This window comes from Streptomyces sp. NPDC002889 (genome assembly GCF_042888425.1).
GTDB lineage: Bacteria > Actinomycetota > Actinomycetes > Streptomycetales > Streptomycetaceae > Streptomyces.
On record NZ_JBIAPT010000017.1, the window covers coordinates 125,537 to 147,355 of the forward strand.

At 70.8% G+C, this 21,819-nt stretch carries 21 protein-coding genes; 14 read left to right on the forward strand and 7 right to left on the reverse strand.

The window, feature by feature from the left end:
• Positions 1–46: 46 nt before the first annotated feature.
• Positions 47–1,297, reverse strand: a complete 1,251-nt coding sequence (locus ACFYWI_RS25150; protein ID WP_389236710.1) for a DegT/DnrJ/EryC1/StrS family aminotransferase — start codon at positions 1,295–1,297, stop codon at positions 47–49.
• Positions 1,298–1,469: 172 nt separating this feature from the next.
• Positions 1,470–2,375, reverse strand: coding sequence for an RNA polymerase sigma factor SigF (locus tag ACFYWI_RS25155; RefSeq protein ID WP_389236609.1), 906 nt, complete (start codon positions 2,373–2,375; stop codon positions 1,470–1,472).
• 325 nt (positions 2,376–2,700) lie between these two features.
• On the opposite strand from ACFYWI_RS25155, the gene ACFYWI_RS25160 reads away from it, so the two are divergent.
• From ACFYWI_RS25160 to ACFYWI_RS25185, 6 genes are all read left to right on the forward strand, one after another.
• Positions 2,701–3,069 (forward strand): STAS domain-containing protein, encoded by a 369-nt coding sequence (locus tag ACFYWI_RS25160; protein ID WP_389236611.1) that lies wholly within the window; start codon positions 2,701–2,703, stop codon positions 3,067–3,069.
• Positions 3,070–3,254: 185 nt separating this feature from the next.
• Positions 3,255–3,845 (forward strand): ATP-binding protein, encoded by a 591-nt coding sequence (locus ACFYWI_RS25165; RefSeq protein ID WP_389236613.1) that lies wholly within the window; start codon positions 3,255–3,257, stop codon positions 3,843–3,845.
• A gap of 135 nt (positions 3,846–3,980) precedes the next feature.
• Positions 3,981–4,643 (forward strand): peptidase, encoded by a 663-nt coding sequence (locus ACFYWI_RS25170; protein WP_389236615.1) that lies wholly within the window; start codon positions 3,981–3,983, stop codon positions 4,641–4,643.
• A 12-nt stretch (positions 4,644–4,655) separates the two neighbouring features.
• Entirely contained in the window at positions 4,656–5,468 is an 813-nt protein-coding gene (locus ACFYWI_RS25175; RefSeq protein WP_389236617.1) for a hypothetical protein, read from the forward strand.
• Positions 5,465–6,553 (forward strand): hypothetical protein, encoded by a 1,089-nt coding sequence (locus ACFYWI_RS25180; RefSeq protein WP_389236712.1) that lies wholly within the window; start codon positions 5,465–5,467, stop codon positions 6,551–6,553. Before ACFYWI_RS25175 ends, ACFYWI_RS25180 begins: the two co-directional genes overlap by 4 nt.
• 14 nt (positions 6,554–6,567) lie before the next feature.
• The gene (locus ACFYWI_RS25185) at positions 6,568–7,905 is read left to right on the forward strand and encodes a hypothetical protein (RefSeq protein WP_389236619.1); all 1,338 of its coding nucleotides are present in this window, start codon (positions 6,568–6,570) and stop codon (positions 7,903–7,905) included.
• A gap of 76 nt (positions 7,906–7,981) precedes the next feature.
• Here the strand turns inward: ACFYWI_RS25185 and ACFYWI_RS25190 are convergent, their stop codons facing one another.
• Positions 7,982–9,478, reverse strand: coding sequence for a peptide MFS transporter (locus ACFYWI_RS25190; RefSeq protein WP_389236621.1), 1,497 nt, complete (start codon positions 9,476–9,478; stop codon positions 7,982–7,984).
• A 471-nt stretch (positions 9,479–9,949) separates the two neighbouring features.
• Here ACFYWI_RS25190 and ACFYWI_RS25195 point away from each other — a divergent pair, with 471 nt between their 5' ends.
• Together ACFYWI_RS25195 and ACFYWI_RS25200 are read left to right on the forward strand one after the other, a co-directional pair.
• Complete coding sequence (locus ACFYWI_RS25195) at positions 9,950–10,627, forward strand: response regulator transcription factor (RefSeq protein WP_389236623.1); 678 nt, start codon at positions 9,950–9,952, stop codon at positions 10,625–10,627.
• 57 nt (positions 10,628–10,684) lie between these two features.
• Entirely contained in the window at positions 10,685–11,953 is a 1,269-nt protein-coding gene (locus ACFYWI_RS25200; protein WP_389236625.1) for an ATP-binding protein, read from the forward strand.
• Between the two features lie 10 nt (positions 11,954–11,963).
• On the opposite strand, the gene ACFYWI_RS25205 is transcribed toward ACFYWI_RS25200, so the two are convergent.
• Complete coding sequence (locus ACFYWI_RS25205) at positions 11,964–12,500, reverse strand: GtrA family protein (protein ID WP_389236627.1); 537 nt, start codon at positions 12,498–12,500, stop codon at positions 11,964–11,966.
• 302 nt (positions 12,501–12,802) lie between these two features.
• Between ACFYWI_RS25205 and ACFYWI_RS25210 the strand changes: the two genes are divergently transcribed.
• The 4 genes from ACFYWI_RS25210 (at position 12,803) to ACFYWI_RS25225 (ending at position 17,235) form a co-directional block, all read left to right on the forward strand.
• Positions 12,803–13,921 carry a 5-(carboxyamino)imidazole ribonucleotide synthase gene (locus ACFYWI_RS25210; protein ID WP_389236714.1) on the forward strand — a complete coding sequence of 373 codons (1,119 nt, stop codon included), beginning with the start codon at positions 12,803–12,805 and terminating at the stop codon, positions 13,919–13,921.
• Between the two features lie 32 nt (positions 13,922–13,953).
• A complete protein-coding gene (purE, locus tag ACFYWI_RS25215; RefSeq protein ID WP_389236716.1) occupies positions 13,954–14,451 on the forward strand; it encodes a 5-(carboxyamino)imidazole ribonucleotide mutase in 498 nt (165 codons plus the stop codon).
• Between the two features lie 6 nt (positions 14,452–14,457).
• Positions 14,458–15,666, forward strand: a complete 1,209-nt coding sequence (locus ACFYWI_RS25220; protein WP_389236629.1) for a dipeptidase — start codon at positions 14,458–14,460, stop codon at positions 15,664–15,666.
• A gap of 333 nt (positions 15,667–15,999) precedes the next feature.
• The gene (locus tag ACFYWI_RS25225; protein ID WP_389236631.1) at positions 16,000–17,235 is read left to right on the forward strand and encodes a membrane dipeptidase; all 1,236 of its coding nucleotides are present in this window, start codon (positions 16,000–16,002) and stop codon (positions 17,233–17,235) included.
• A gap of 4 nt (positions 17,236–17,239) precedes the next feature.
• Here ACFYWI_RS25225 and ACFYWI_RS25230 read toward each other — a convergent pair whose 3' ends face one another.
• Positions 17,240–17,602 carry a VOC family protein gene (locus tag ACFYWI_RS25230; RefSeq protein ID WP_389236633.1) on the reverse strand — a complete coding sequence of 121 codons (363 nt, stop codon included), beginning with the start codon at positions 17,600–17,602 and terminating at the stop codon, positions 17,240–17,242.
• A gap of 87 nt (positions 17,603–17,689) precedes the next feature.
• Here ACFYWI_RS25230 and ACFYWI_RS25235 point away from each other — a divergent pair, with 87 nt between their 5' ends.
• On the forward strand, positions 17,690–18,217 hold the full coding sequence (locus ACFYWI_RS25235; RefSeq protein WP_389236635.1) for a CGNR zinc finger domain-containing protein: 528 nt from the start codon (positions 17,690–17,692) through the stop codon (positions 18,215–18,217).
• Positions 18,218–18,320: 103 nt separating this feature from the next.
• Here the strand turns inward: ACFYWI_RS25235 and ACFYWI_RS25240 are convergent, their stop codons facing one another.
• Both ACFYWI_RS25240 and ACFYWI_RS25245 read right to left on the reverse strand, forming a co-directional pair.
• Positions 18,321–18,863 (reverse strand): hypothetical protein, encoded by a 543-nt coding sequence (locus ACFYWI_RS25240; RefSeq protein WP_389236637.1) that lies wholly within the window; start codon positions 18,861–18,863, stop codon positions 18,321–18,323.
• A 156-nt stretch (positions 18,864–19,019) separates the two neighbouring features.
• Positions 19,020–20,360, reverse strand: coding sequence for a UDP-glucose dehydrogenase family protein (locus tag ACFYWI_RS25245; RefSeq protein WP_389236639.1), 1,341 nt, complete (start codon positions 20,358–20,360; stop codon positions 19,020–19,022).
• A gap of 168 nt (positions 20,361–20,528) precedes the next feature.
• Between ACFYWI_RS25245 and ACFYWI_RS25250 the strand changes: the two genes are divergently transcribed.
• Positions 20,529–21,686, forward strand: a complete 1,158-nt coding sequence (locus ACFYWI_RS25250) for an acyl-CoA dehydrogenase (RefSeq protein ID WP_389236641.1) — start codon at positions 20,529–20,531, stop codon at positions 21,684–21,686.
• Positions 21,687–21,819 lie beyond the last annotated feature (133 nt).

The window sequence follows — 21,819 nt, forward strand, 5'->3', positions numbered from 1 at the left end:
CGCGGCGCCCCCCGTCGCCGGCTGCTCGCGTCGCAGCCGGGTGGTGTCAGACACCGGGCTCGCCCCGTACCGGCAGCTGCGCCGGTGGAGTCCGTGCCGTCGGTGGGGTCGTCGGCGGTGCGTACTTCTGCATCCGCGGTACCCGCACCGGTGCGTGCCGCGTCACCGGCGGCCGCGCGGGCTGTGCGTCGATCTCCGTCAGGACGGAGATCACCTGCCGTGCCCGCAGCGGATCGACCGGCAGGGCGTGCCGCGCGAACCAGGCCGCGGGCCCCGGCCGGGGAGAGGGATCCGTGAAGCGTTCCCCGGCGTAGGTGTCGAGCGGCGGATCGTAGAGATAGCCGACGGTGATCCGGCGGCGGGCGAGCGCGGCGATGGCGGCGTCCCGGTGGGCGACCAGCAGCGGCACCCGGAACAACGGCTGGGCGGGGCCCGGCCGGGGCAGCGCCCATCGGGTGTCCAACAGCCGCTGAGTGCCCTCCAGATGGGCGGCGAGCCGCTCGTCAAGACCCGTCAGCAGCCGCTCGGTGCGCCGCAGCCGCAGCCGGCCCGGCGCCAGTCGGTAGTCGTGCAGATCCACCCGTACCCAGGGGTGGAGAGTGTCGAGCGCGGGCGCCGCCGTCAGCGCCCGCGCGAGCTCGTTCGGCCGCAGCTCCATCCGGATGCCGGTGCGCTCCTCGCGGCCGAGCAGCCGCAGTGCGGCTCGGGCCGCCCCGGTCAGCCGCAGCCCCCGCACCCCCGCCTCGGCGTAGGGACGCAGTCCGTACGCCAGTTCCGCGGTGAGCCGTGCCGGTTCCAGCAGCAGGTCCCTGGCCCGGGCCAGCTCCTCGCGAAGCGTTGGGTCGGCGACGGTGAGGAAGCCGCCGGTCTTGGCGCCGGTGTGTTTGGAGAGGCTGAAGGCGGACGCGTCACCGATGCCGCCCACCGGCCGGCCCGCCACCACACTGCCGATGGCGTGCGCCGCGTCCTCGATCAGCGGTATCCCCAACCGGTCGCAGCGGGCCCGCAGTTCGGGCGCGGGGTCGGGGTTTCCGTACAGATTGGCGGTCAGTACCGCCGACAGCCCGCGCCAGGTGGATTCCGGGACGGCAGCGCTGTCGATGGAGCCGTCGTCGGCGCGCAGCGGTGCCTGCACCGGCCGCAGCCCCGCGGCGAGCACCACGAAGAAGATCACGTCGTCGTTGACCGGCGACATCAGTACACGACCGCCGGGCGGGCACCAGTGGCGCAGTGCCAGATAGAGCCCGAGACGGCAGGACGGCACATACAGGCATTCCCTGCCCAGGCGGCGGCGCATGAGCTCTTCGAGTGGTGCGTACGCCGCCGGGCAGCCCTCCCCAAGAGCCATTGGTTTCCCCCCATTTACCCCTGGCTCAATGTGGACCAAACCGGACTGCCCGTCAATAACGGGGAAGGGCCCGTTCCTTGACGGAACGGGCCCTTCGGTCGGCCTGGGCGGCGCGTCCCCGTCACTCCTCGACGGTCAGCCCCTTACGCAGCCTGACCAGGGTGCGCGTCAGCAGCCGGGACACATGCATCTGCGAGATCCCGAGCTCCTCGCCGATCTCCGACTGCGTCATGTTGGCGACGAAACGGAGGGAGAGGATTTTACGGTCCCGTGGGGGAAGGCCGGCGATCAGCGGCTTCAGCGACTCGACGTACTCGATGCCCTCGAGTCCGTGGTCCTCGTAGCCGATACGGTCCGCGAGCGCGCTCTCGGCGTCGTCCTCCTCGGGCTGGGCGTCCAGCGAACTCGCGGTGTACGCGTTGCTCGCCGCCATGCCTTCGGCGACCTCGTCCTTGGTGATGTCCAGGCGCTCGGCGAGCTCGCCGACGGTCGGCGCACGGTCGAGCTGCTGGGCGAGTTCGTCGCCCGCCTTCGCCAGCTCGATCCGCAGCTCCTGCAGGCGGCGCGGGACCCGCACCGACCAACTGGTGTCGCGGAAGAAGCGCTTGATCTCGCCGATGATGGTCGGCATCGCGAAGGTCGGGAACTCCACACCGCGGCTGAGCTCGAACCGGTCGATCGCCTTGATCAGGCCGATCGTGCCGACCTGGATGATGTCCTCCATCGGTTCGCTGCGTGAGCGGAAGCGGGAGGCGGCGAACTTGACCAGGGCCAGGTTCAGTTCGACGAGGGTGTTGCGGACGTATGCGTGCTCGTGCGTGCCCTCTTCGAGGGAGGCGAGGCGCGCGAAGAGTGTCTTGGACAGCTCGCGTGCGTCCAGCGGACGTACCTCGTCCAGCGACGGTGTCCCGGGAATCTCAGGAAGGTGTTCCGGGTCCGCGGACTGCTCGCCGGTGGCGGTGGGCAGTGTCGACGGCGCTGTAGGGGTACGCGAATCGTCGAGCCGGGGTGACATGGTCTCCTCCATCGTTCTCGGCATATGGCTGCCGATGCCGTGCATGCTGCTGCGGTGAGCGGCGCCTCCAAAGCCGGCCGGGTCGGTTGTGTCCCTACTAGCCCTACCGGTTCGGTACCGGCCATCGCAAGTAGCGTATGTCCTGTATGTCTGATTTGGTGGTTAGTTCGGCTACCGGACGGCGTGGCGAGGGCGTAGGGTTCAACCGGCATCCGCGCCCTCCGGCAGGAGGGCGTGTGACGTGCCGCACGGCATGGCGGACGACACGGCAGGTATACGGCCCTCGGGGGCCGGCGACAGCCAACGACAGCGAACGACACGGCGAAGAGGGACGGGCATGGACCGCGGGACGGTCGGCAGCGCGAATCGGGGCCGGCTTCAGGTCGAGGTTCGGACCGAGGGCCGCAGCGAGGTGGTGAAACCGGTGGGTGAGCTCGATCACCACACCGCCGATCTGCTGCGCGCGCCCCTGGACGACGCCATCGAGCGGGGCCGGGTACGGCTGGTCATCGACTGCTCACAGCTGGAGTTCTGCGACTCCACCGGACTCAACGTGCTGCTCGGCGCCCGGCTGAAGGCCGAGGCGGGCGGGGAAGGGGTGCACTTGGCCGGAATGCTGCCTGTGGTGGCCAGAGTCTTCGAGATCACCGGAGCCGAAGCGGTCTTCACCGTGCACGACTCCCTCGAAGCGGCACTGGCCGACTAGCGCGCGGCCGGCCGGCCGCCCCGACGGACCTGACGGTGTTGTCCGCGTCACGCGGCTCACGCAGGCATCAGGGGTGTTTTCGCGATTCGGCCGGGCAGGAGTACCCCTCAGAACGTTTACAGCCTTGCGCTGTGTGTGTACATGAAGTCAATGGTGAACCGGTGAATCGGTGAGGTGAAGCGCTGATGAGCACCACCCGGCAGCAACCGCCGGGCGACCTCGGCCCCGAGCCGGACGGGGCCGACGCCGCGCCCGCCTTGCCCGTCGTGCCCCCCGAGCCCGCAGCCGCGGCTCCGGTCGCGCCCGGCCTGTCCGCGATGCCTGGCGCCGCCGCGCCCGGAGCTCCCGGGGGAGCCGCGTCGCCCGACGGCGGCCTGCGCCGCCTCGCACTGGGCAGTGCGAGCGGCATCGTTCCGCTCGCCCGGGACTTCACCCGGCAGGCGCTCCACGACTGGGGCTGGCTGCCCGCCGCGACCGCCGACCGCAGGGCGGCCGCCGAGGACGTGCTGCTGGTCGTCTCCGAACTGGTCACGAACGCGTGCCTGCACGCGGACGGTCCGGAAGAGCTCCGCGTCGCATGCGACGGCAAGGTACTGCGCCTGGCAGTCACCGACCGTGGCGCCGGGCAGCCCGCACCGCGCACCCCGCACCGGGCCGGCCGGCCCGGCGGGCACGGCATGTTCATCGTCCAACGGCTCTGTCTGGACTGGGGAGTTGTACGGACCCCCGGCGCCGCGGGCAAGACGGTCTGGGCGGAGCTCGCGGCGCCCGTGTGAGGCGTTCTTGAAACTCTTGGAGAGCACGTCGACAAGGCGTGCTCTTTGTCTTCCCTCCCCAAGGCCTCAGGCGTACCTTGAGCGCCCGATCTGATGTGTCGTCAGTCAATAGGGCGCGGCATGAGGGGAGAACGAGTGTCGTACCAGAAGCGGACAGCTCGCGCGCTGGCAGCAGCGGTGGCGGGCTCGGTGGTTCTGATGGCCGCCCCCGCCGCGCACGCCACCGTCGTCGACGTCGACTACCAGTGCCGGACCCCCATCGGTCCCAAGGGCGCGGTCTCGCCGATCGACATCAAGGCAGTCAGGACCGGCAGCTCGTACAGGCTCACCATGTCCTTCCGAAAGGGGGTCTCCTCCAGCCCCGTCGAACTGGGCAAGGGGGCGATGAACCCGAGCGCGGTGATCGGACTGGGCGGTGCGGAGGCGGGAAAGCTGCAGGTCTCGGGGCCGTCCAACGCCGCGGCCATCCCGGCCAACACCCCCATCAAGATCAATGATCTGACGGGTACGTACACCCCGAGGAAGAGCGGGAAGGTCACCTTCACGGCCGGTGTGCTCACCATCAAGGCGCTCGGCACGACCACGACCTGCACGCCCAGGAACAACCCCAGGCCCTCCCTGGAACTGGACGTCACGGCCGCCGGAGGCACCAGCCAGGCGTCGGCGCCCGGCGAGCTCCCGAGGACCGGTCCCCTCGACTCGGCGAGAGCACTCGCCACACTCGGCGGAACGGTCCTGCTGTCCGGGGCCGTGGGCGTCCTGTGGCTGACCCGGCGCGGCGGCCGGACCGCGAGCTGAGCCGTGCGGGCCGTGCCGGTGCGCCCCGCCCTCCTCCTCGCCGCACTGCTGTGCGCGACGGGTGCGCCCCTCACCCCCGCGGCGGCGTCCCCGGGGTGGACGTTCGACAGGGAGCACGTCTACCTGGAGGGCGTGTCCGGCAGCGTGCTCGAGGACCGGCTCTCCGTGACCAACCCGGCCACCGGGCCGATCACCCTCCGGCTGCGCCCGTCGCACCGCACCGAGGCCACCGGCCCGTGGCTCGCACTGGCCACCGGCACCGTGGCCGTCCCGGCCCGTACCAGGGCCGAGATCCCCTTCACGGTCACCGTCCCCGCGGACGCGCCGCCGGGTGACCACCCGCTCGCGATCACGGCGGCGGCCGGGGGCCGCGAGTCGACGGTACGTCTCCGGCTGCGGATCAGCGGCCCGAGGCTCGCCGCGCTCACCGTCGAGGACGTGACGTACTCCGGCCGCGAGCTCCGCTACTCCCTTGTCAACCGCGGCAACACGACCCTGGCCCCGCGCCTGTCCTTGCGCGCCGACGGGCTGTTCGGCGAGCTCCTCGACCGCCCGCCGCGCACGCTCGCGCTGCGGCTGCCCCCGGCGGCGCGCGTCACCCTCACCGAGAAGTGGCCCGACCCCCCGCCCCTGGACTCGGTCGACATCCGCCTCAGCGTCACAGCTCCCGGCGCCGCCCGCGCCGAGTCGACCCTCTCGACGACGTTCGTCCCCTGGCGATGGCTGGCACCCCCGCTGCTGCTCCTGCCGGCCGCCGCCACCTGGTGGTACCTGCGCCGCCGTGCCCCCGCCGCCGACCGCCGCCCGGCGAGATCAGGAGCCTGACCATGCAAGGCGCCCCGCTCGGGTCCCGGCCCCTGCTCCGGACGCGGCCCCACAGGCCGGCAGCGTTGCGGGATGTCCTGGCCGGCCTCCTCACCGCCGTCCTCCTGCTCGTGCCCGCCGCCCGGGCGGCCGCCGCCGAACCCCGCCCCGACGTCAAGCTCTCCGCACCCCAGGCCGGCAAGGGCAACGACCTCGCCGTCAGCGGGACCGGGTGGCGGCCCAAGACCCTGCTGATGCTGCTCATCTGCGGGCAGTCCGCCCCGGGCAAGGGCGTGATCGGCGGCACCAACTCCTGCGCCAACGCCGACGGCCGGGCCGTCACCACCGGCGCGGACGGTGCCTTCAGCAAGAAGATGCCGGTCGCCGAGCCGCCCACGCCCTGCCCCTGTGTCGTACACGTCGCCACCGTCACCGGTGAACAGGCCACGGCCGACGCCGCGTTCATCGTCGCGGGGCACCCCACCGCCCCCCTCCCGCGGCAGAGCGTCGGCGGCAGGCTCGCCGTGCTCACCACCACCCGGCTGCAGGGTGACTCCGGCATCCTCGTCTTCTTCGGCGCCCCACCCTCCCGGCGGCTCGAGTTCACGGTCGGCAACCTCGGTTCCGACCCCGTCGTCGACCCCGTATTCCAGATCGGCACCGCCCACGGGGTGTTCGCCCCGCAATGGGAGGAGCAGCAGTGGCGCGGCACCATCGCGCCGGGGCGCAAGGCGCAGATCAAACTGCCCGTGCAGCTGCCGGCGAGCGCCCACGGCGACTACTCGGTCTCGGTGAAGTACGGCACGAAGGTGCTCGCCGAACAGCCTTGGGGCGTCGGCCGGCCCTGGGGCGTCACGCTGTTCTGGATCCTGCTGGCCGTGGTGGTACCGGCCGCCCTGTTCCGTATCGGCATGGCGATCGTCGACAAGGCCCGCCCTCCGGCCGCCCGGCACGCCCGGACCCGTCCTGCCCGCCCCGGCCGTCTCCACGACGGGGCGGTCAACGGCACCGAACCACCCCTACCTGCCACCACGGCCCCGCTGCCGTGGTTCAGCCCTGACTCCGCACCGTCAGAGAACCGGCCCACGACGAAGGGACATTCGTGAGTACGCAACGGAGGATGAGTGCGGCCGGGGTCGCGCTGATGCTCGGCGGCGCGGGGATCCTGCTGGCCGCGAGCCCCGCCCATGCCGCCGAGGTCTCGTACCGGACGGAGTGCATTCCCCCGCCCATCTCGGGTCTGCCACCGGTACAGGGCACCACCAAGGTGCTGATCACCGCGCCGGCCGAGGCCAAGGTCGGTGACACGGTCGAGGTGGTGTGGAAGACGGTGGAGGCAGCGTCCAGGAACCCGGACGTGCTGGACCTGGGGAAGGACACCGTCAAACCGACCGGCACCATCACGCTGGGCGGCGCGGCCACGGGGGAACTGAGGACGCAGGGGCCGCGGCAGAACCCGCCGATCCCCAAGAACAGCCCGATGGTGCTGCCCGACATGAAGGGCACGCTGAAGCTGGAGAAGGCGGGCGACATCACGCTGACGCCCGGTGCCTACAACATCAATGTCTCGAAGCCGATTTCGACGGACACCAAGTGCGCGCCCAAGGAGACGGTCCCGGTCGCGGCGACGATCAAGGTGTCGGAGGGCGGGGGCGGTACCACCTCCGGCGGCAGCACCGCAGGCGGTACGTCCTCCGGCGGCACCACGTCCGGTGGTACCACCTCGGGCGGAACGACGTCCGGCGGCACCACGTCCGGGGGAACCAGCTCGGGCGGTACGTCCTCCGGCGGCAGCACAGGCGGGGGCGGCGGAGGCGGGACGGACTTCGAGGGCAAGGAGGTCAGTGTCGCCTACTCCTGCAAGACGCCCATCGGAGACAAGGACGCCGTCTCCCCTGTGAAGATCAACGCCAAGAAGAGCGGCGGCAGTTACGACCTGACCGTGAAGTTCTCCAAGTCCGTCATGGACAGCCCGGCGGACATACCGGCCGACTCCGTCAAGCCGTCCATGGAGGTGAAACTCGGCGGCGCCGACAAGGGCTTCGTCCATGTCGAGGGTCCGACGAACAAGGAGCCCATCAAGTCCGGAGACCCCATCGAGGTCCCCGATCTGACGGGTACGTACAGGCCCGGCGCCACGGGCAGGGCGACGCTCAGCCCGGGCGTCCTCACGGTCAAGGCGCTCGGTACGACGACGACCTGCACGCCGCCCGCCGATGTCCAGGTCTCCCTGGAGCTCGACAGCGCGGCCCAGCCGGGCGGCGCGTCCGGCGGCACGGGCTCAGGAGGCACCAGCGGCGGTTCCGGCGCGGGGGGCACGAACAGCAGCGGCGGCCTCGCCCAGACCGGCGCGGAGGACACCGGCGCTCTGCGCGCCCTCGCCCTGGTCGCCGGCACGGTGATCCTGCTGGGCGGCGCGGTCTTCACGTTCACCCCGTGGCAGCGGCTCGGGCGCTGACGATCGGCCACGTGAACGGCGAAGGGCTGCCGCACCGGAAGCCGGTGCGGCAGCCCTTACGACCGTACGGACGTCCTCAGTGCACGCCGCCCATGAGCGGCTGAACCTTCTTGCGGTACATGAAGATCGCGATACCGGCGACCGCGGCGAGCGCACCCAGGCTGGCGAACCAGCCCTGCGTGTCGGTCGGGGCGCCGAGCAGCTGCAGCAGCGCGATGACCGAGTTGCCCGCCGTCACGGCCAGGAACCAGACACCCATCATCTGAGAGGCGTACTTCTGCGGTGCCAGCTTGGTGGTCAGCGACAGGCCGACCGGGGAGAGCGTCAGCTCACCGATGGTCTGCATGAAGTACACCGAGACCAGCCACATCGGGGTCACCTTGGTGTCGCCCGAGGCGACTCCCTGCGCCAGCATCATCACGCCGAACGAGGCGCCGATGAGGACCAGGCCGAAGGCGAACTTGCTGAGCGTGCTGGGCTCCTTGGAGCGCCTCGACAGCGCCACCCACACCCAGGCGAAGAGGGGTGCGAGAGCCATCACGAACAGCGGGTTCAGTGACTGGTACCAGCTCTCCGGGAAGGAGAAGCCGAACAGCGTGGACTGGGTGCTGTTCTTGGCGAACAGCGACAGGGTCGAGCCGGACTGGTCGTAGATCGCCCAGAAGGCGGCGGCGGCCACGAAGAACCACACGTACGCCGACATCCGGCTGCGCTCGACCTCTTCGAGGTCCTTGTCCCGCCTGACGCGGATCAGGTACCAGGCCGGCAGCGCCAGACCCAGGATGGTCAGCGGCCACAGCACCCAGTCGATGGTGAAGACGCCGGACAGGCCGATGACGGCGTACGTGCCCGCGGCGACGGCCAGCCAGATCATGGCCTTCTTCATGAGGGCCGCACGTCCGGCGGCGTCCAGCGGAGCCGGGACGCGGCTGGAGTCGGGAGCCAGGTTGCGGAAGCCGAGGAAGAAGAAGATCAGGCCGATGGCCATGCCGACACCGGCCATCGCGAAGCCGAGGTGCCAGCTCACCTTCTGGCCGACCCAGCCGATCGTCAGCGGGGCGACGAAGGCACCGAGGTTGATGCCCATGTAGAAGATCGTGAAGCCGCCGTCACGGCGCGGATCGTTCTTGTCCCGGTAGAGATGGCCCACCATCGTGGAGATGTTGGCCTTGAGGACGCCGGATCCGACCGCGATGAACGCGAGGCCGACGAAGAAGGAGATCTGTGCCGGGACCGCCAGCAGGAAGTGGCCGGTCATGATGATGACACCCGCCACCGCGACGGCCTTGCGGGCGCCCCAGACGCGGTCGCCGAGCCAGCCGCCGGGAAGCGCGAGCAGGTAGACCATCGCGTTGTAGACGGAGTAGATCGCGACGGCGGTCGCGTCGTTCATGCCGAGTCCACCGTCGGCCACCTCGGTGGCCAGGTAGAGCACGAGCAGGGCCCGCATTCCGTAGAAGCTGTACCGCTCCCACATCTCGGTCATGAAGAGGTTGGCCAGGCCGCGGGGGTGGCCGAGGAAGGTCTTCTCGGAACCAGCGGTGGCCGAGTCCTTCGTCAGGCTGGACGCCATGGTCGATCCTTGCTTGCTCGGGACGCGGCGCTTCGTGAGCGGTACGCGCCCGGTGGGGGGAGGCCGGCACCGGCACGGGTGGTCCCAGCCCCACGCGTTGGGGGTCGGCTCCGCTCGTGACGGAGACGAAGGACAGTCCGCACCGGGGTCCCTGCCCCGCACACCAATGCGCGCGAGGCCCGGCCCGCAGGTCATTCAGTTCTCGCTGCCGTCGGAGCCGGCAACCCAACCCTGCGCAGAAAAGAGACCTTTGGTGCGCAGGGCGCGCCAAAGGTCCCTCATCACTACTTCAGGCTTATCGCCACCATACGACACGACACTGCGGCATATGGAAGGACTTGAGAGATGAATCACAGGTAATCGTGGAACCAGTCTCCATGATTCGAAGGCTGTCACCAGGATCGCATCCCATACGTGAAGGGCCTGGCGATCACGCTCCGACGGCTGCGCAACGCGGACTACCATCACCCCATGACCCGTGTACTGCTCGCCGAGGACGACGCATCCATCTCGGAGCCACTGGCCCGCGCACTGCGTCGGGAGGGTTACGAGGTCGAAGTGCGCGAGGACGGGCCGACCGCCCTGGACGCCGGGCTCGCGGGCGGAGTCGACCTCGTCGTGCTCGACCTCGGACTGCCCGGCATGGACGGTCTCGAGGTCGCCCGGCGGCTGCGTGCCGAGGGTCACACCATCCCGATCCTGGTGCTGACCGCGCGCGCCGACGAGGTGGACACCGTGGTCGGTCTCGACGCCGGTGCCGACGACTACGTCACCAAGCCGTTCCGCCTCGCCGAACTCCTCGCCCGCGTCCGGGCGCTGCTGCGCCGCGGTGCCGCCGAGCCGGTACCCGCACCGGCGACGCACGGTGTGCGGATCGACGTCGAGTCCCACCGTGCCTGGATGGGCGACGAGGAGCTCCAGCTCACGGCCAAGGAGTTCGACCTGCTGCGGGTCCTGGTCCGGGACGCCGGCCGGGTCGTCACCCGCGACCAGCTGATGCGCGAGGTCTGGGACACCACGTGGTGGTCGTCCACGAAGACTCTCGACATGCACATCTCCTGGCTGCGCAAGAAGCTCGGTGACGACGCGGCGAACCCTCGCTACATCGCGACGGTGCGCGGCGTCGGTTTCCGCTTCGAGAAGAGCTGAAGGGGGCGGGGGTCTCATTTCCCCCGTAACCCCTGCTGAACCCGCCCGGAGGGCACCGTGCGCCGCCGTCTGATCAATTCCACGCTGGCCGTGGTGCTTGTCGTGATCGCCGTGTTCGGGGTCTCCCTCGTGTTCGTCGAGACCCGCACCATCAGCAGCAGCGCCCAGGAGCGCGTGGACTCCGAAGCCCTGCGCCTGGTCAGCATCGTCGACGGCAGGCTCATCGGCGGTGAGCCGGTCAGCCCCGGCATTCTCGCCGGGCAGAGCGGCGCCAGGCGGTACGCCCTGGTCCACATCCCCGGCCGGGGCCCCATCGAGATCGGCGAGCGGCCCACCGGCAGCGTCATCCGCGGCCACGCGGAGAGCCGGCGGGGCACGAGTGTCACCGTCGAGGAGTCGCGCTCCGTCGTGACCGGTGAGGTCGGCCGGAGTCTGCTGATCATCGGAGCGGTCGCGCTGCTCGCCGTCGTCGCCGCGGTTCTGCTCGCCGTACGCCAGGCGAACCGGCTCGCCTCCCCCCTGACCGACCTCGCCGAGACCGCCGAACGCCTGGGTTCCGGCGACCCCCGCCCCGCCCACCGCCGTTACGGCGTCCCCGAGCTGGACCGGGTCGCCGATGTGCTCGACGCGAGCAACGAGCGGATCGCCCGGATGCTGACCGCGGAGCGCAGACTCGCCGCGGACGCCTCGCATCAGCTGCGTACGCCGCTGACCGCACTGTCCATGCGGCTGGAGGAGATCACCGTCACCGACGACCTGGCGACCGTGAAGGAGGAGGCGAGCATCGCGCTGAACCAGGTGGAGCGGCTCACGGACGTGGTGGAGCGGCTGCTCACCAACTCCCGCGACCCGCGCACGGGCTCGGCCGTCGTCTTCGACCTGGACGAGGTCGTCAAGCAGCAGCTGGAGGAGTGGCGCCCCGCCTATCGCAGCGCGGGCCGGGCCATCGTCCACTCCGGACGGCGGGGCATGCAGGCCGTCGGGACGCCCGGCGCGGTCGCACAGGTGCTCGCGGCCCTGATCGAGAACTCCCTCATGCACGGCGGCGGCACCGTCGCCGTGCGGACCCGGGTCACCGGGAACCAGACGGTCGTCGAGGTGACCGACGAGGGGCCGGGCGTACCGGCGGACCTCGGGGCGCGGATCTTCGAGCGGGCCATCAGCGGCCGCAACTCCACCGGCATCGGACTGGCCGTGGCGCGGGACCTGGCGGAGGCGGACGGCGGACGCCTGGAGCTGCTCCAGCAGCACCCCCCGGTCTTCGCGCTGTTCCTCAGCAGGGTGGCGCGCAAGCCCAAGCACCCGCCGCGGCCGACGGTCCGCTGACCCCCCTCGCTCAGCGGACGGCCCGGCCCCGCCCGGCCTCACTGCGTATCTTCGGTACCTCGGGCGGGGACTCCTCCAGGAACGATTCTGCGGTCGCCACGGCCTCGCGTGCGGGCAGGGTCCGGAACACCCAGGTGCGGTACGACCAGAACCGGAACATCGTCGCGATACCGATGCCGAGGAACTTGAAGATGTTGCTCTGCAGCCGGCTGTCCCAGCCGAAGCCGTAGGTCGCCGCGTAGAGAATGCCGTTCTCGATCACCAGGCCGACGACGCTGAACAGCAGGAAGAGCGTCAGCTCCTTGGTCCGTCCGCTCTTGTCGCGGTCGCGGTAGGTGAAGTAGCGGAAGCCCACGTAGTTGAACGCGATCGCGACGACGGTGGCCAGGACGGACGCCCGGACAACCGGGATGTCGGTGGTGTGCCGCACGAGGTTGAAGACCCCGAGGTTGACCAGCAGGCCCGCGCCGCCGACCGCACCGAACTTGGCGACCTCGCGCAGGAGCCGGCTCAGCTGATCGCGCAGCCCTCTGCCTCGTTCACTCATCGTGAGAGTCCAGCCCATCGATTCGACACCGCCGACGCGGGCGCGTCCACGCGTATACATCAGTCATGCTAACCAGCGCCCGGCGGCAGTGCCCGGGAGTGGTGAGGGTGGTGTGGCGAGCGTGACACCTGCGTACGGAGTCGCGGAGGTCTGCTGTCACGCTCCGGAACCGGTGGTGGCAGGGCCCGGAAGCGGCTGGTGGCAGGGCCAGGAAACGGTGGCGGCGGGCCCCGGAAGCGGTGGCGGCTGGGCACCGCACGGGCGGCGGATACCCTAGGACCGTGACGTTCCCGGTAGTCGGCATGGTCGGCGGCGGTCAGCTCGCCCGCATGACCCACGAGGCGGGCATCCCCCTCGGCCTCAGATTCAAGCTCCTCAGTGACACCCCCCAGGACTCGGCGGCCCAGGTGGTGAGCGATGTCGTCGTCGGCGACTACCGCGACCTGGACACGCTGCGTGAGTTCGCGCGCGGCTGTGACGTGATCACTTTCGATCACGAACATGTTCCGATCGAGCACCTGAGAGCCCTGGAGGCGGACGGCATTCCCGTCCGGCCGGGGCCCGACGCCTTGGTGCACGCCCAGGACAAGGGCGTCATGCGCGCCAGGCTCATGGACATCGGCGTTCCCTGCCCGCGCCACCGCATCGTGTCCGATCCCGCCGATGTGACGGCCTTCGCCGAGGAGGTCGGAGGCTTCCCGGTCATCCTCAAGACCGTGCGCGGCGGCTACGACGGCAAGGGCGTCTGGTTCGTCCGTACGCAGGGCGACGCCGAGGCCCCCTTCAAGGCCGGGGTGCCCGTCCTCGCCGAGGAGAAGGTCGACTTCACCCGCGAGCTCGCGGCGAACATCGTCCGCTCCCCGCACGGCCAGGCCGTCGCCTACCCGGTCGTCGAGTCGCAGCAGGTCGACGGCGTGTGCGACACCGTGATCGCCCCCGCTCCCGGTCTGGACGAGGAGCTGGCCGGCCAGGCCCAGCAGCTCGCCCTGCGGATCGCCAAGGAACTCGGCGTCGTCGGCCATCTCGCGGTCGAGCTCTTCGAGACGACGGACGGACGCATCCTGGTCAACGAGCTCGCGATGCGCCCGCACAACTCCGGCCACTGGACCCAGGACGGCGCGGTCACCTCGCAGTTCGCCAACCATGTCCGTGCCGTGCTCGACCTGCCGCTCGGAGATCCGCGACCGCGCGCCAGGTGGACCGTCATGTGCAACGTGCTCGGCGGCGACTACCCCGACATGTATGCGGCCTATCTGCACTGCATGGCCCGCGACCCGCAGCTCAAGATCCATATGTATGGCAAGGACGTGAAGCCCGGCCGCAAGGTGGGTCATGTCAACACCTACGGCGACGACCTGGACGACGTGCTCGAGCGAGCCCGCCACGCCGCCGGCTATCTGCGAGGAACGATCGTCGAGTGAACAGCCAGACCCGCCCCGTCGTTGGCATTGTCATGGGGTCCGACTCCGACTGGCCGGTCATGGAGGCCGCGGCCCAGGCCCTCGACGAGTTCGAGATCGCGTACGAGGTCGATGTCGTCTCCGCGCACCGCATGCCGCGCGAGATGGTCGCCTACGGCGAGGGGGCCGCCGACCGCGGGCTCAAGGTGATCATCGCCGGCGCCGGCGGAGCCGCCCACCTCCCGGGCATGCTCGCCTCCGTCACCCCGCTCCCGGTCATCGGCGTACCCGTCCCGCTGAAGTACCTCGACGGCATGGACTCGCTGCTGTCCATCGTGCAGATGCCGGCCGGTGTGCCGGTCGCCACGGTCTCCGTCGCCGGCGCCCGCAATGCCGGACTGCTCGCCGCCCGCATCCTGGCCACGCAGGACGACGAACTCCTCGGCCGCATGCGTGAGTTCCAGCAGGAGCTGAACGACCAGGCCACCGAGAAGGGCAAGCGGCTGCGGGTCAAGGTCGCAGGTGCGGAGTCCTTCGGCTTCGGGAAGTAACAACGGATGGAATCCCCCACGGACCACCTCAGCCGGGCGCGCGAGCTGCTCGCCGCGCACCCCGTCGTCGACGGCCACAACGACCTGCCCTGGGCACTGCGGCAACACGTCCGCTACGACCTGGACCGTATGGACATCGCGAGCGACCAGACCGGCCGGCTGCACACCGACATCCCGCGGCTGCGCGCCGGCGGCGTCGGCGCGCAGTTCTGGTCGGTGTACGTGCGCAGCGACCTGGCGGGAGACGAAGCGGTCAGCGCGACCCTCGAACAGATCGACGCCGTCACCCAGCTGCTGGCCCGCTACCCCGCGGACCTGGCCGGTGCCCTGACCGCCGACGACGTGGAGAAGGCCCGCTCGGACGGCCGGATCGCCTCGCTGATGGGCGCCGAGGGCGGGCACTCCATCAACAACTCGCTCGCCACCCTGCGCGCCCTGTACACGCTGGGCGTGCGCTACATGACGCTCACGCACAACGACAACATCGCGTGGGCCGACTCGGCGACCGACGAGCCGGGCGTCGGCGGCCTCTCGGCGTTCGGCCACGAGGTCGTGCGGGAGATGAACCGCACCGGCATGCTCGTCGACCTCTCGCACGTCGCCGAGACGACGATGCGTGACGCGATCGCCACGTCGGTCGCGCCGGTCGTCTTCTCGCACTCCTCGTCCCGGGCGATCTGCGACCACCCGCGCAACATCCCCGACGACGTGCTGGCGCTGCTGCCCGGCAACGGGGGCGTCGCCATGGCCACGTTCGTACCGAAGTTCATCCTGCCCGCGGCAGTCGAATGGACGCAGGCGGCGGACGAGAACATGCGCGCGCACGGGCTGCACCACCTGGACACCACGCCCCGGGCGATGGAGATCCACGAGGCGTTCGAGGCGGTGCATCCGCGTCCGATCGCGACGGCGGCGACGGTCGCCGACCACCTCGACCACATGCGCGAGGTCGCCGGTATCGACCACATCGGCATCGGCGGCGACTTCGACGGAACGGCGTTCACCCCGGCCGGTCTCGACGACGTCGCCGGGTATCCGAACCTGATCGCGGAACTGCTCGCCCGCGGCTGGTCGGACACCGACCTGGCCAAGCTGACCTGGCAGAACGCGGTCCGGGTGCTGCGGGCCGCCGAGGACGTCGCCACGGACCTGCGGGCGCGCCGCGGGCCGTCCAACGCGACGATCGACCAACTGGACGGCGCCACGACCGCCTGAGCGCGAGCGGGTACGGGGCCGGGGCGTTCGGCGCCCCGGTGCCGTGCGCCCGGTGAGCGGGCAGGGCAGTTCTCCGTACGCAGGGCCCCCGGTACGCCTGCCGCCGGCTCGAGTTCCGCCGGCCGTGTGCGCGGGGCGAGCGGTGGTCCTCCCCGTCGCGCCCGGGTCCGGGCGCGACCGTTCGCCCCATGGTCCCGGGCCCCGGGCGCGGGCGGGAAGGCCTCCCGTACGGAGCGTGCCGCGTACGCCCGAACGCGCCATCCGCCGAGAACCCTCGCCGCTCCCGTGCCACGGTGGCCGTACGGCACACGTCGGCAACGCTCGGAGCACCAGATGGCAGATCTGCAGGACGGCCCCGATACCGTGACCGCCCCGGCCACCGCGTTCGGTGACCTCGAGGACCCGGTGAGCCCGGCTGAGGCGCCGGCCGAGTCCGATGCCCTCGGGGAGGTGACGGTCGAGTCCTTCGTTCTCGGGAAGGTGCCGGTCGAGCTCGATGCCCTCGGGGAGGTGGCGATCGAGTCCGACGCCCCCGGGGAGACGCCGGCAGAGCACGACGCCCCCGCCGCCCCCGAGCCCGCCACGGAGACCCCGGTGGCCGTCCCACCGCTCGTACGGGCCCGGGAGATCCTGCGCACCCACCCCGTTGCCGACGGCTGCAGCGGCCTCGGCCCGGTGCTGGGCGGCATGCACTCGTACGACCTGGAGACCGGCGAGAACCTGCTGGAGACAGACGTTCCCAGGCTGCGTGCCGGCGGCGTCGGCGCTCAGTTCTGGTCGCTGCACGTCCCGGACCCCGCCGGCCCTCACGCGCTCGCCGCGACCCTCGACCTGATCGACCTGATCTGTTCCACGGTGGCCGACTGCCCCGAAGGGCTGCGGCTCGCGCTCAGCGCCGGCGACATGGCCGACGCCCGCAACTGCGGACGCGTCGCCGCCCTGCTCGGTCCGGTGGCGGGGCCCGCCATCGGCGACTCGCTCGCCGCCCTGCGTGCCTGCCACACCCTCGGCGTCCGCAGCCTCTCCCTCGCAGGCACCCGATGGACCCGCGGCGACGGACTCACCCCCTTCGGCCACGAGGTGGTCCGGGAGATGAACCGGCTCGGCATCCTCGTCGACCTCTCCGGCTGCTCGCCCGACACCATGCGCCGTGCGCTCGCGGTCGCCAAGGCCCCGGTCCTGCTCTCGCACCACCCCGAGCCGCCGCCGGACGACATCCTGCGCGGGGTGAGCGCCAACTGCGGCGTGTGCATGGTGATGTGCACGGCCGGCACGCTGCCCGAGACCGTCGACCTCCTCGAGCACGTACGCGATGTCGCGGGCCCGGAGTCGGTCGCGCTCAGCGGCGCGTACGACACCGGGCTTCCGCACGCTGCCGGCCTCGGGGATGTCTCGTGCTTCCCGGGCCTGATCGCCGAGCTCCTGGAACGTGACTGGTCCGAGGCGGATGTCGCCGCCCTGACCTGGTCGAACATCGCCAGGGTGGTACGGGACGCGGACTTCGCGGCCCGCGCGATCCAGGCCCGCCGGCCGCCGTCACGGGCCACTATCGACATCCTGGACGCCTGAGCGATCAGCAGGCGCAGAGGCAGAAGGGGTGCCCGGCCGGGTCCGCGTACACCCGCCACGTCCGGGACGGGTCCGCCGCATCCAGCGCCGTAGCGCCGAGCGCGAGCACCCGCGCCTCGGCGGCGTCCAGGTCGTCGACCGTCAGATCCAGATGGAACTGCTGCGAGGCGTCCGGCGACGGCCACTTCGGCGGTACATGACCGGGTGCGATCTGGAAGGCGAGGGACGCGCCCGGTACGCCGGTGAGGTCGACCCAGCCCTCGCCGTCGTCCTCGATCTGCCCGCCCAGCACCTCGGCGTAGAAACGGCCGAGCCTGACGGGGTCGGGACAGTCCAGCACGACGGCCCCCAGTGTGGCGATGCCCATGATGCCCTCCTCGATAGTGTTACCGGTAGACCTCTTCATCCAGTAACGGTTACCCCATACTCGCCCCTGGCAGGTAACGTCGCAAGCATGAATGACCGGCCGCCCGCACCCGGCGGCCTCGCTCTCGTCGAGGCCCTGGTGAACACGCTGGACGTCGAGACGGGCGCGGATCAGCTGGACACGCCCGGCGGCCGCGCCGCGTTCCGCCTCACCGAGGCCGATGTCCCCGCCGCGCGCGAACTCCGCGAGGCGCTGCGCGACGCCTGCCTGGCCCATGCGGGCCACCCCGTCCCCGGCCGCTCACCGGCGGCACTCGACAGTCTCCTGGCGCAGGCCCCGCTGCGGGTCACGGTGACCGACGACGGCACGGCCGTCCTCCGGCCGGCGGGCCCGCCCACCCTCGCCTCGCGTATAGCCGAGGCCATCGCGGCGGCAGCGGCCGACGGAACGTGGGCACGCCTGAAGGCATGCGAGGCGCGGACCTGCCGGTGGGCGTACTACGACCGCAGTCCGGCGGCCCGCAGCCGCTGGTGCTCCATGTCGGTCTGCGGCGCCCGCACCAAGATGCGCACCTACCGCGCGCGGCGGTCGTCCTCGCCCGAACCGTCGGCCTGAACCTGCGCGTGAAACACCGACCCCGCTCCACGAGACCGCGCGGCACTCCCGGACACAGCCGTGCCCCCGGCCGGCGGCCGGGGGCACGGTCGAACGGTGGGGATCAGACCACCGGGGAAGCGGTGAACAGGTACGTCTTGTACCCGGCCCCGTCGTTCGCCCACTCGAGCTTCAGCTCGGCGTCGCCCAGTCCCCTCGCGGAACCGACCCGGTAGCTGACCGTGCCGGTGGTGTAGGAGCCGTTGTAGTTGGCGTTGCCGTCGCTGTTCTCCAACTTGCCCTCGATCGCGGTGAAGTCGGTCTTCTTGAGCACGGGATCCGTGCCGGAGACCGACTTCTTCACCTGCTGCCGGAGGTAGGCGGCGTTGAATATCCCGGTGTCGTCGACTGCGCCGTAGACCGGTCCGTCCCAGGACACCTTGGAGTAGGTGTAGACGGTGGACCCCGAGCGGGCCGCGCAGACCGTCACCTTGAAGTCCCAGTTGTCGGCCCAAGGGCCGTCGTACGCCGGGTCGTCGATGCTCTTGGTGCTGGTGTTGCACCGGTAGCTGAGCGCCGAGGCCGGGGCGGCGGTCGCCACCACGGTGCCCGCGACAGCGGTCACGGTGAGCAGAGCGGTGATGGCCGTGCGGTTGAGCTTGGTCACGCAGGAACCTCCGTGTAGTGACGCGTGATCTTCCTGTCAGCCGCTTATGACAGCAGCTCAACCCGTTCCGGTTGCGGGAATTGACGCTCACTCACGAAATGTGTTCACCGCCACGTCGACGGCACGGCCCGCGAGGGCCTTCGCCGGTGCCGTGCGTCAGGCGCGCGGCCGCCCCATCGCCCGGTACGTCCATCCCGCCTCGCGCCACGCCACCGGGTCCAGCGCGTTCCGGCCGTCCAGGATGATCCGCGACGACGTCACCGCCCCCAGCTCCGCCGGGTCCAGCTCGCGGAACTCACGCCACTCGGTCAGGTGCAGCACCACATCCGCGCCGCGCACCGCCTCCAGCGCCGTGTCCGCGTAACCCAGCGTCGGGAAGAGCCGGCGCGCGTTGTCCATGCCCTTGGGGTCGTACACCGTCACCTGGCCGCCCTGCAGATGGATCTGCCCGGCGACATTGAGCGCGGGCGAGTCACGCACATCGTCCGAGTCCGGCTTGAAGGTCGCGCCCAGCACGGCCACCCGCTTCCCCAGGAAGGAGTCACCGCCCACAGCGTCCCGCGCCAGCTCCACCATGTGCCCGCGGCGGCGCATGTTGATCGAGTCGACCTCGCGCAGGAACGTCAGGGCCTGGTCCGCGCCCAGCTCGCCCGCGCGCGCCATGAACGCCCGGATGTCCTTGGGCAGACAGCCGCCGCCGAACCCGATCCCGGCCCGCAGGAACTTCTTCCCGATCCGCTCGTCATGGCCGATCGCCTCCGCGAGCTTCACCACGTCGCCGCCGGCCGCCTCGCACACCTCCGCCATCGCGTTGATGAAGGAGATCTTGGTCGCGAGGAAGGAGTTCGCGGAGGTCTTCACCAGCTCCGCCGTCGGGAAGTCCGTCACCACGAACGGCGACCCCTCGCCGATCGGCGTCGCGTACACCTCGCGCAGCAGCTTCTCCGCGCGCTCGCTGTGTGCACCCACCACGATCCGGTCCGGGTGCAGCGTGTCCTGCACGGCGAAGCCCTCGCGCAGGAACTCCGGGTTCCAGGCCAGCTCCACGCCCTCCGGCGCCCGCTCGGCGAGCACCCGGGCGAGCCGGTCCGCCGACCCCACCGGCACGGTCGACTTGCCGACGGCCAGCGCGCCGCTCCTCAGCCGCGGGGCGAGCGCGTCGAAGGCGGCATCCACGTACGACATGTCGCAGGCGTACTCGCCGTGCTTCTGCGGCGTGTTCACGCACACGAAGTGCACATCGCCGGCGAACTCCTCGAGCTCGTCCCACGACGTCGTGAACCGCAGCCGCCCGCTGGACCCCTCGATCCCGGCGACATGCCTGGCGAGCAGCTCCTCGAGCCCCGGCTCGTACATCGGCACCCGGCCTGCCGCGAGCATCGCGATCTTCTCGGGTACGACATCGAGGCCGAGCACCTCGAAGCCGAGCTCAGCCATGGCCGCGGCGTGGGTGGCGCCGAGATAGCCGGTGCCGATCACGGTGATCTTGAGGGCCATTGAGATGCTCCTGGGGGTACGGACGGGACAGCGGGCCCGAGCATAGTCGGGCCGGAGCGGGGGCAGTTTTTCGCTGTCGGCAAGGTCACGTATGCCTCGTCGGGGCGAGCCCATTAAAATTTGAGTTACTTAACGGTCGTTAGCAGCAGCTCTGGGGAGTGAAAGACCTTGGCGGGAACGCCTGACTTCGATCTGTACCGCCCGTCCGAAGAGCACGACATGCTTCGTGAGACGGTCCGCTCACTCGCCGAGGCGAAGATCGCACCGTTCGCCGCGCAGGTGGACGAGGAGGCCCGCTTCCCGCAGGAGGCGCTGGACGCCCTGGTCGCCGCCGACCTGCAGGCCGTCCACGTCCCGGAGGAGTACGGCGGCGCCGGCGCCGACGCGCTCGCCACGGTCATCGTGATCGAGGAGGTGGCCCGCGTCTGCGCGTCCTCTTCCCTGATCCCGGCCGTGAACAAGCTGGGCTCGCTGCCGGTGATCCTCTCCGGCTCCGAGGAGCTGAAGAAGCAGTACCTCGGCCCGCTCGCCCAGGGTGACGGAATGTTCTCCTACTGTCTCTCCGAGCCGGACGCCGGCTCGGACGCGGCGGGCATGAAGACCAAGGCCGTCCGCGACGGCGACTTCTGGGTGCTCAACGGCGTGAAGCGCTGGATCACCAACGCGGGGGTATCCGAGTACTACACGGTCATGGCCGTCACCGACCCGACCAAGCGCTCCAAGGGCATCTCGGCCTTCGTCGTCGAGAAGGGCGACGAAGGTGTCTCCTTCGGCGCCCCGGAGAAGAAGCTCGGCATCAAGGGCTCCCCGACGCGCGAGGTCTACCTCGACAACGTCCGTATCCCCGCCGACCGCATGATCGGCGAGGAGGGCACCGGCTTCGCCACGGCGATGAAGACCCTGGACCACACCCGCATCACCATCGCGGCCCAGGCCCTCGGTATCGCCCAGGGCGCCCTCGACTACGCCAAGGGCTACGTCCAGGAGCGCAAGCAGTTCGGCAAGCCGATCGCCGACTTCCAGGGCGTCCAGTTCATGCTCGCCGACATGGCCATGAAGCTCGAGGCCGCCCGCCAGCTCACCTACGCGGCAGCCGCGAAGTCCGAGCGCGTCGACGCCGACCTCACCTTCTTCGGCGCCGCGGCCAAGTGCTACGCCTCCGACGCCGCCATGGAGATCACCACGGACGCGGTCCAGCTCCTGGGCGGCTACGGCTACACGCGCGACTACCCGGTCGAGCGCATGATGCGTGACGCCAAGATCACGCAGATCTACGAAGGCACGAACCAGGTCCAGCGGATCGTGATGGCGAGGAACCTCCCGTAACCGGATGTTCCGGCCGCAAGCGCGGGAAGAGGCACCCCTCCGGGGGGGGCACGTACCCCCCCGACCGCCGGGCCCCCACCGGGACCGGGCCCGCCCACCCCGAGCACGGCCCCCCCCGCCCCCCCCCACGCCC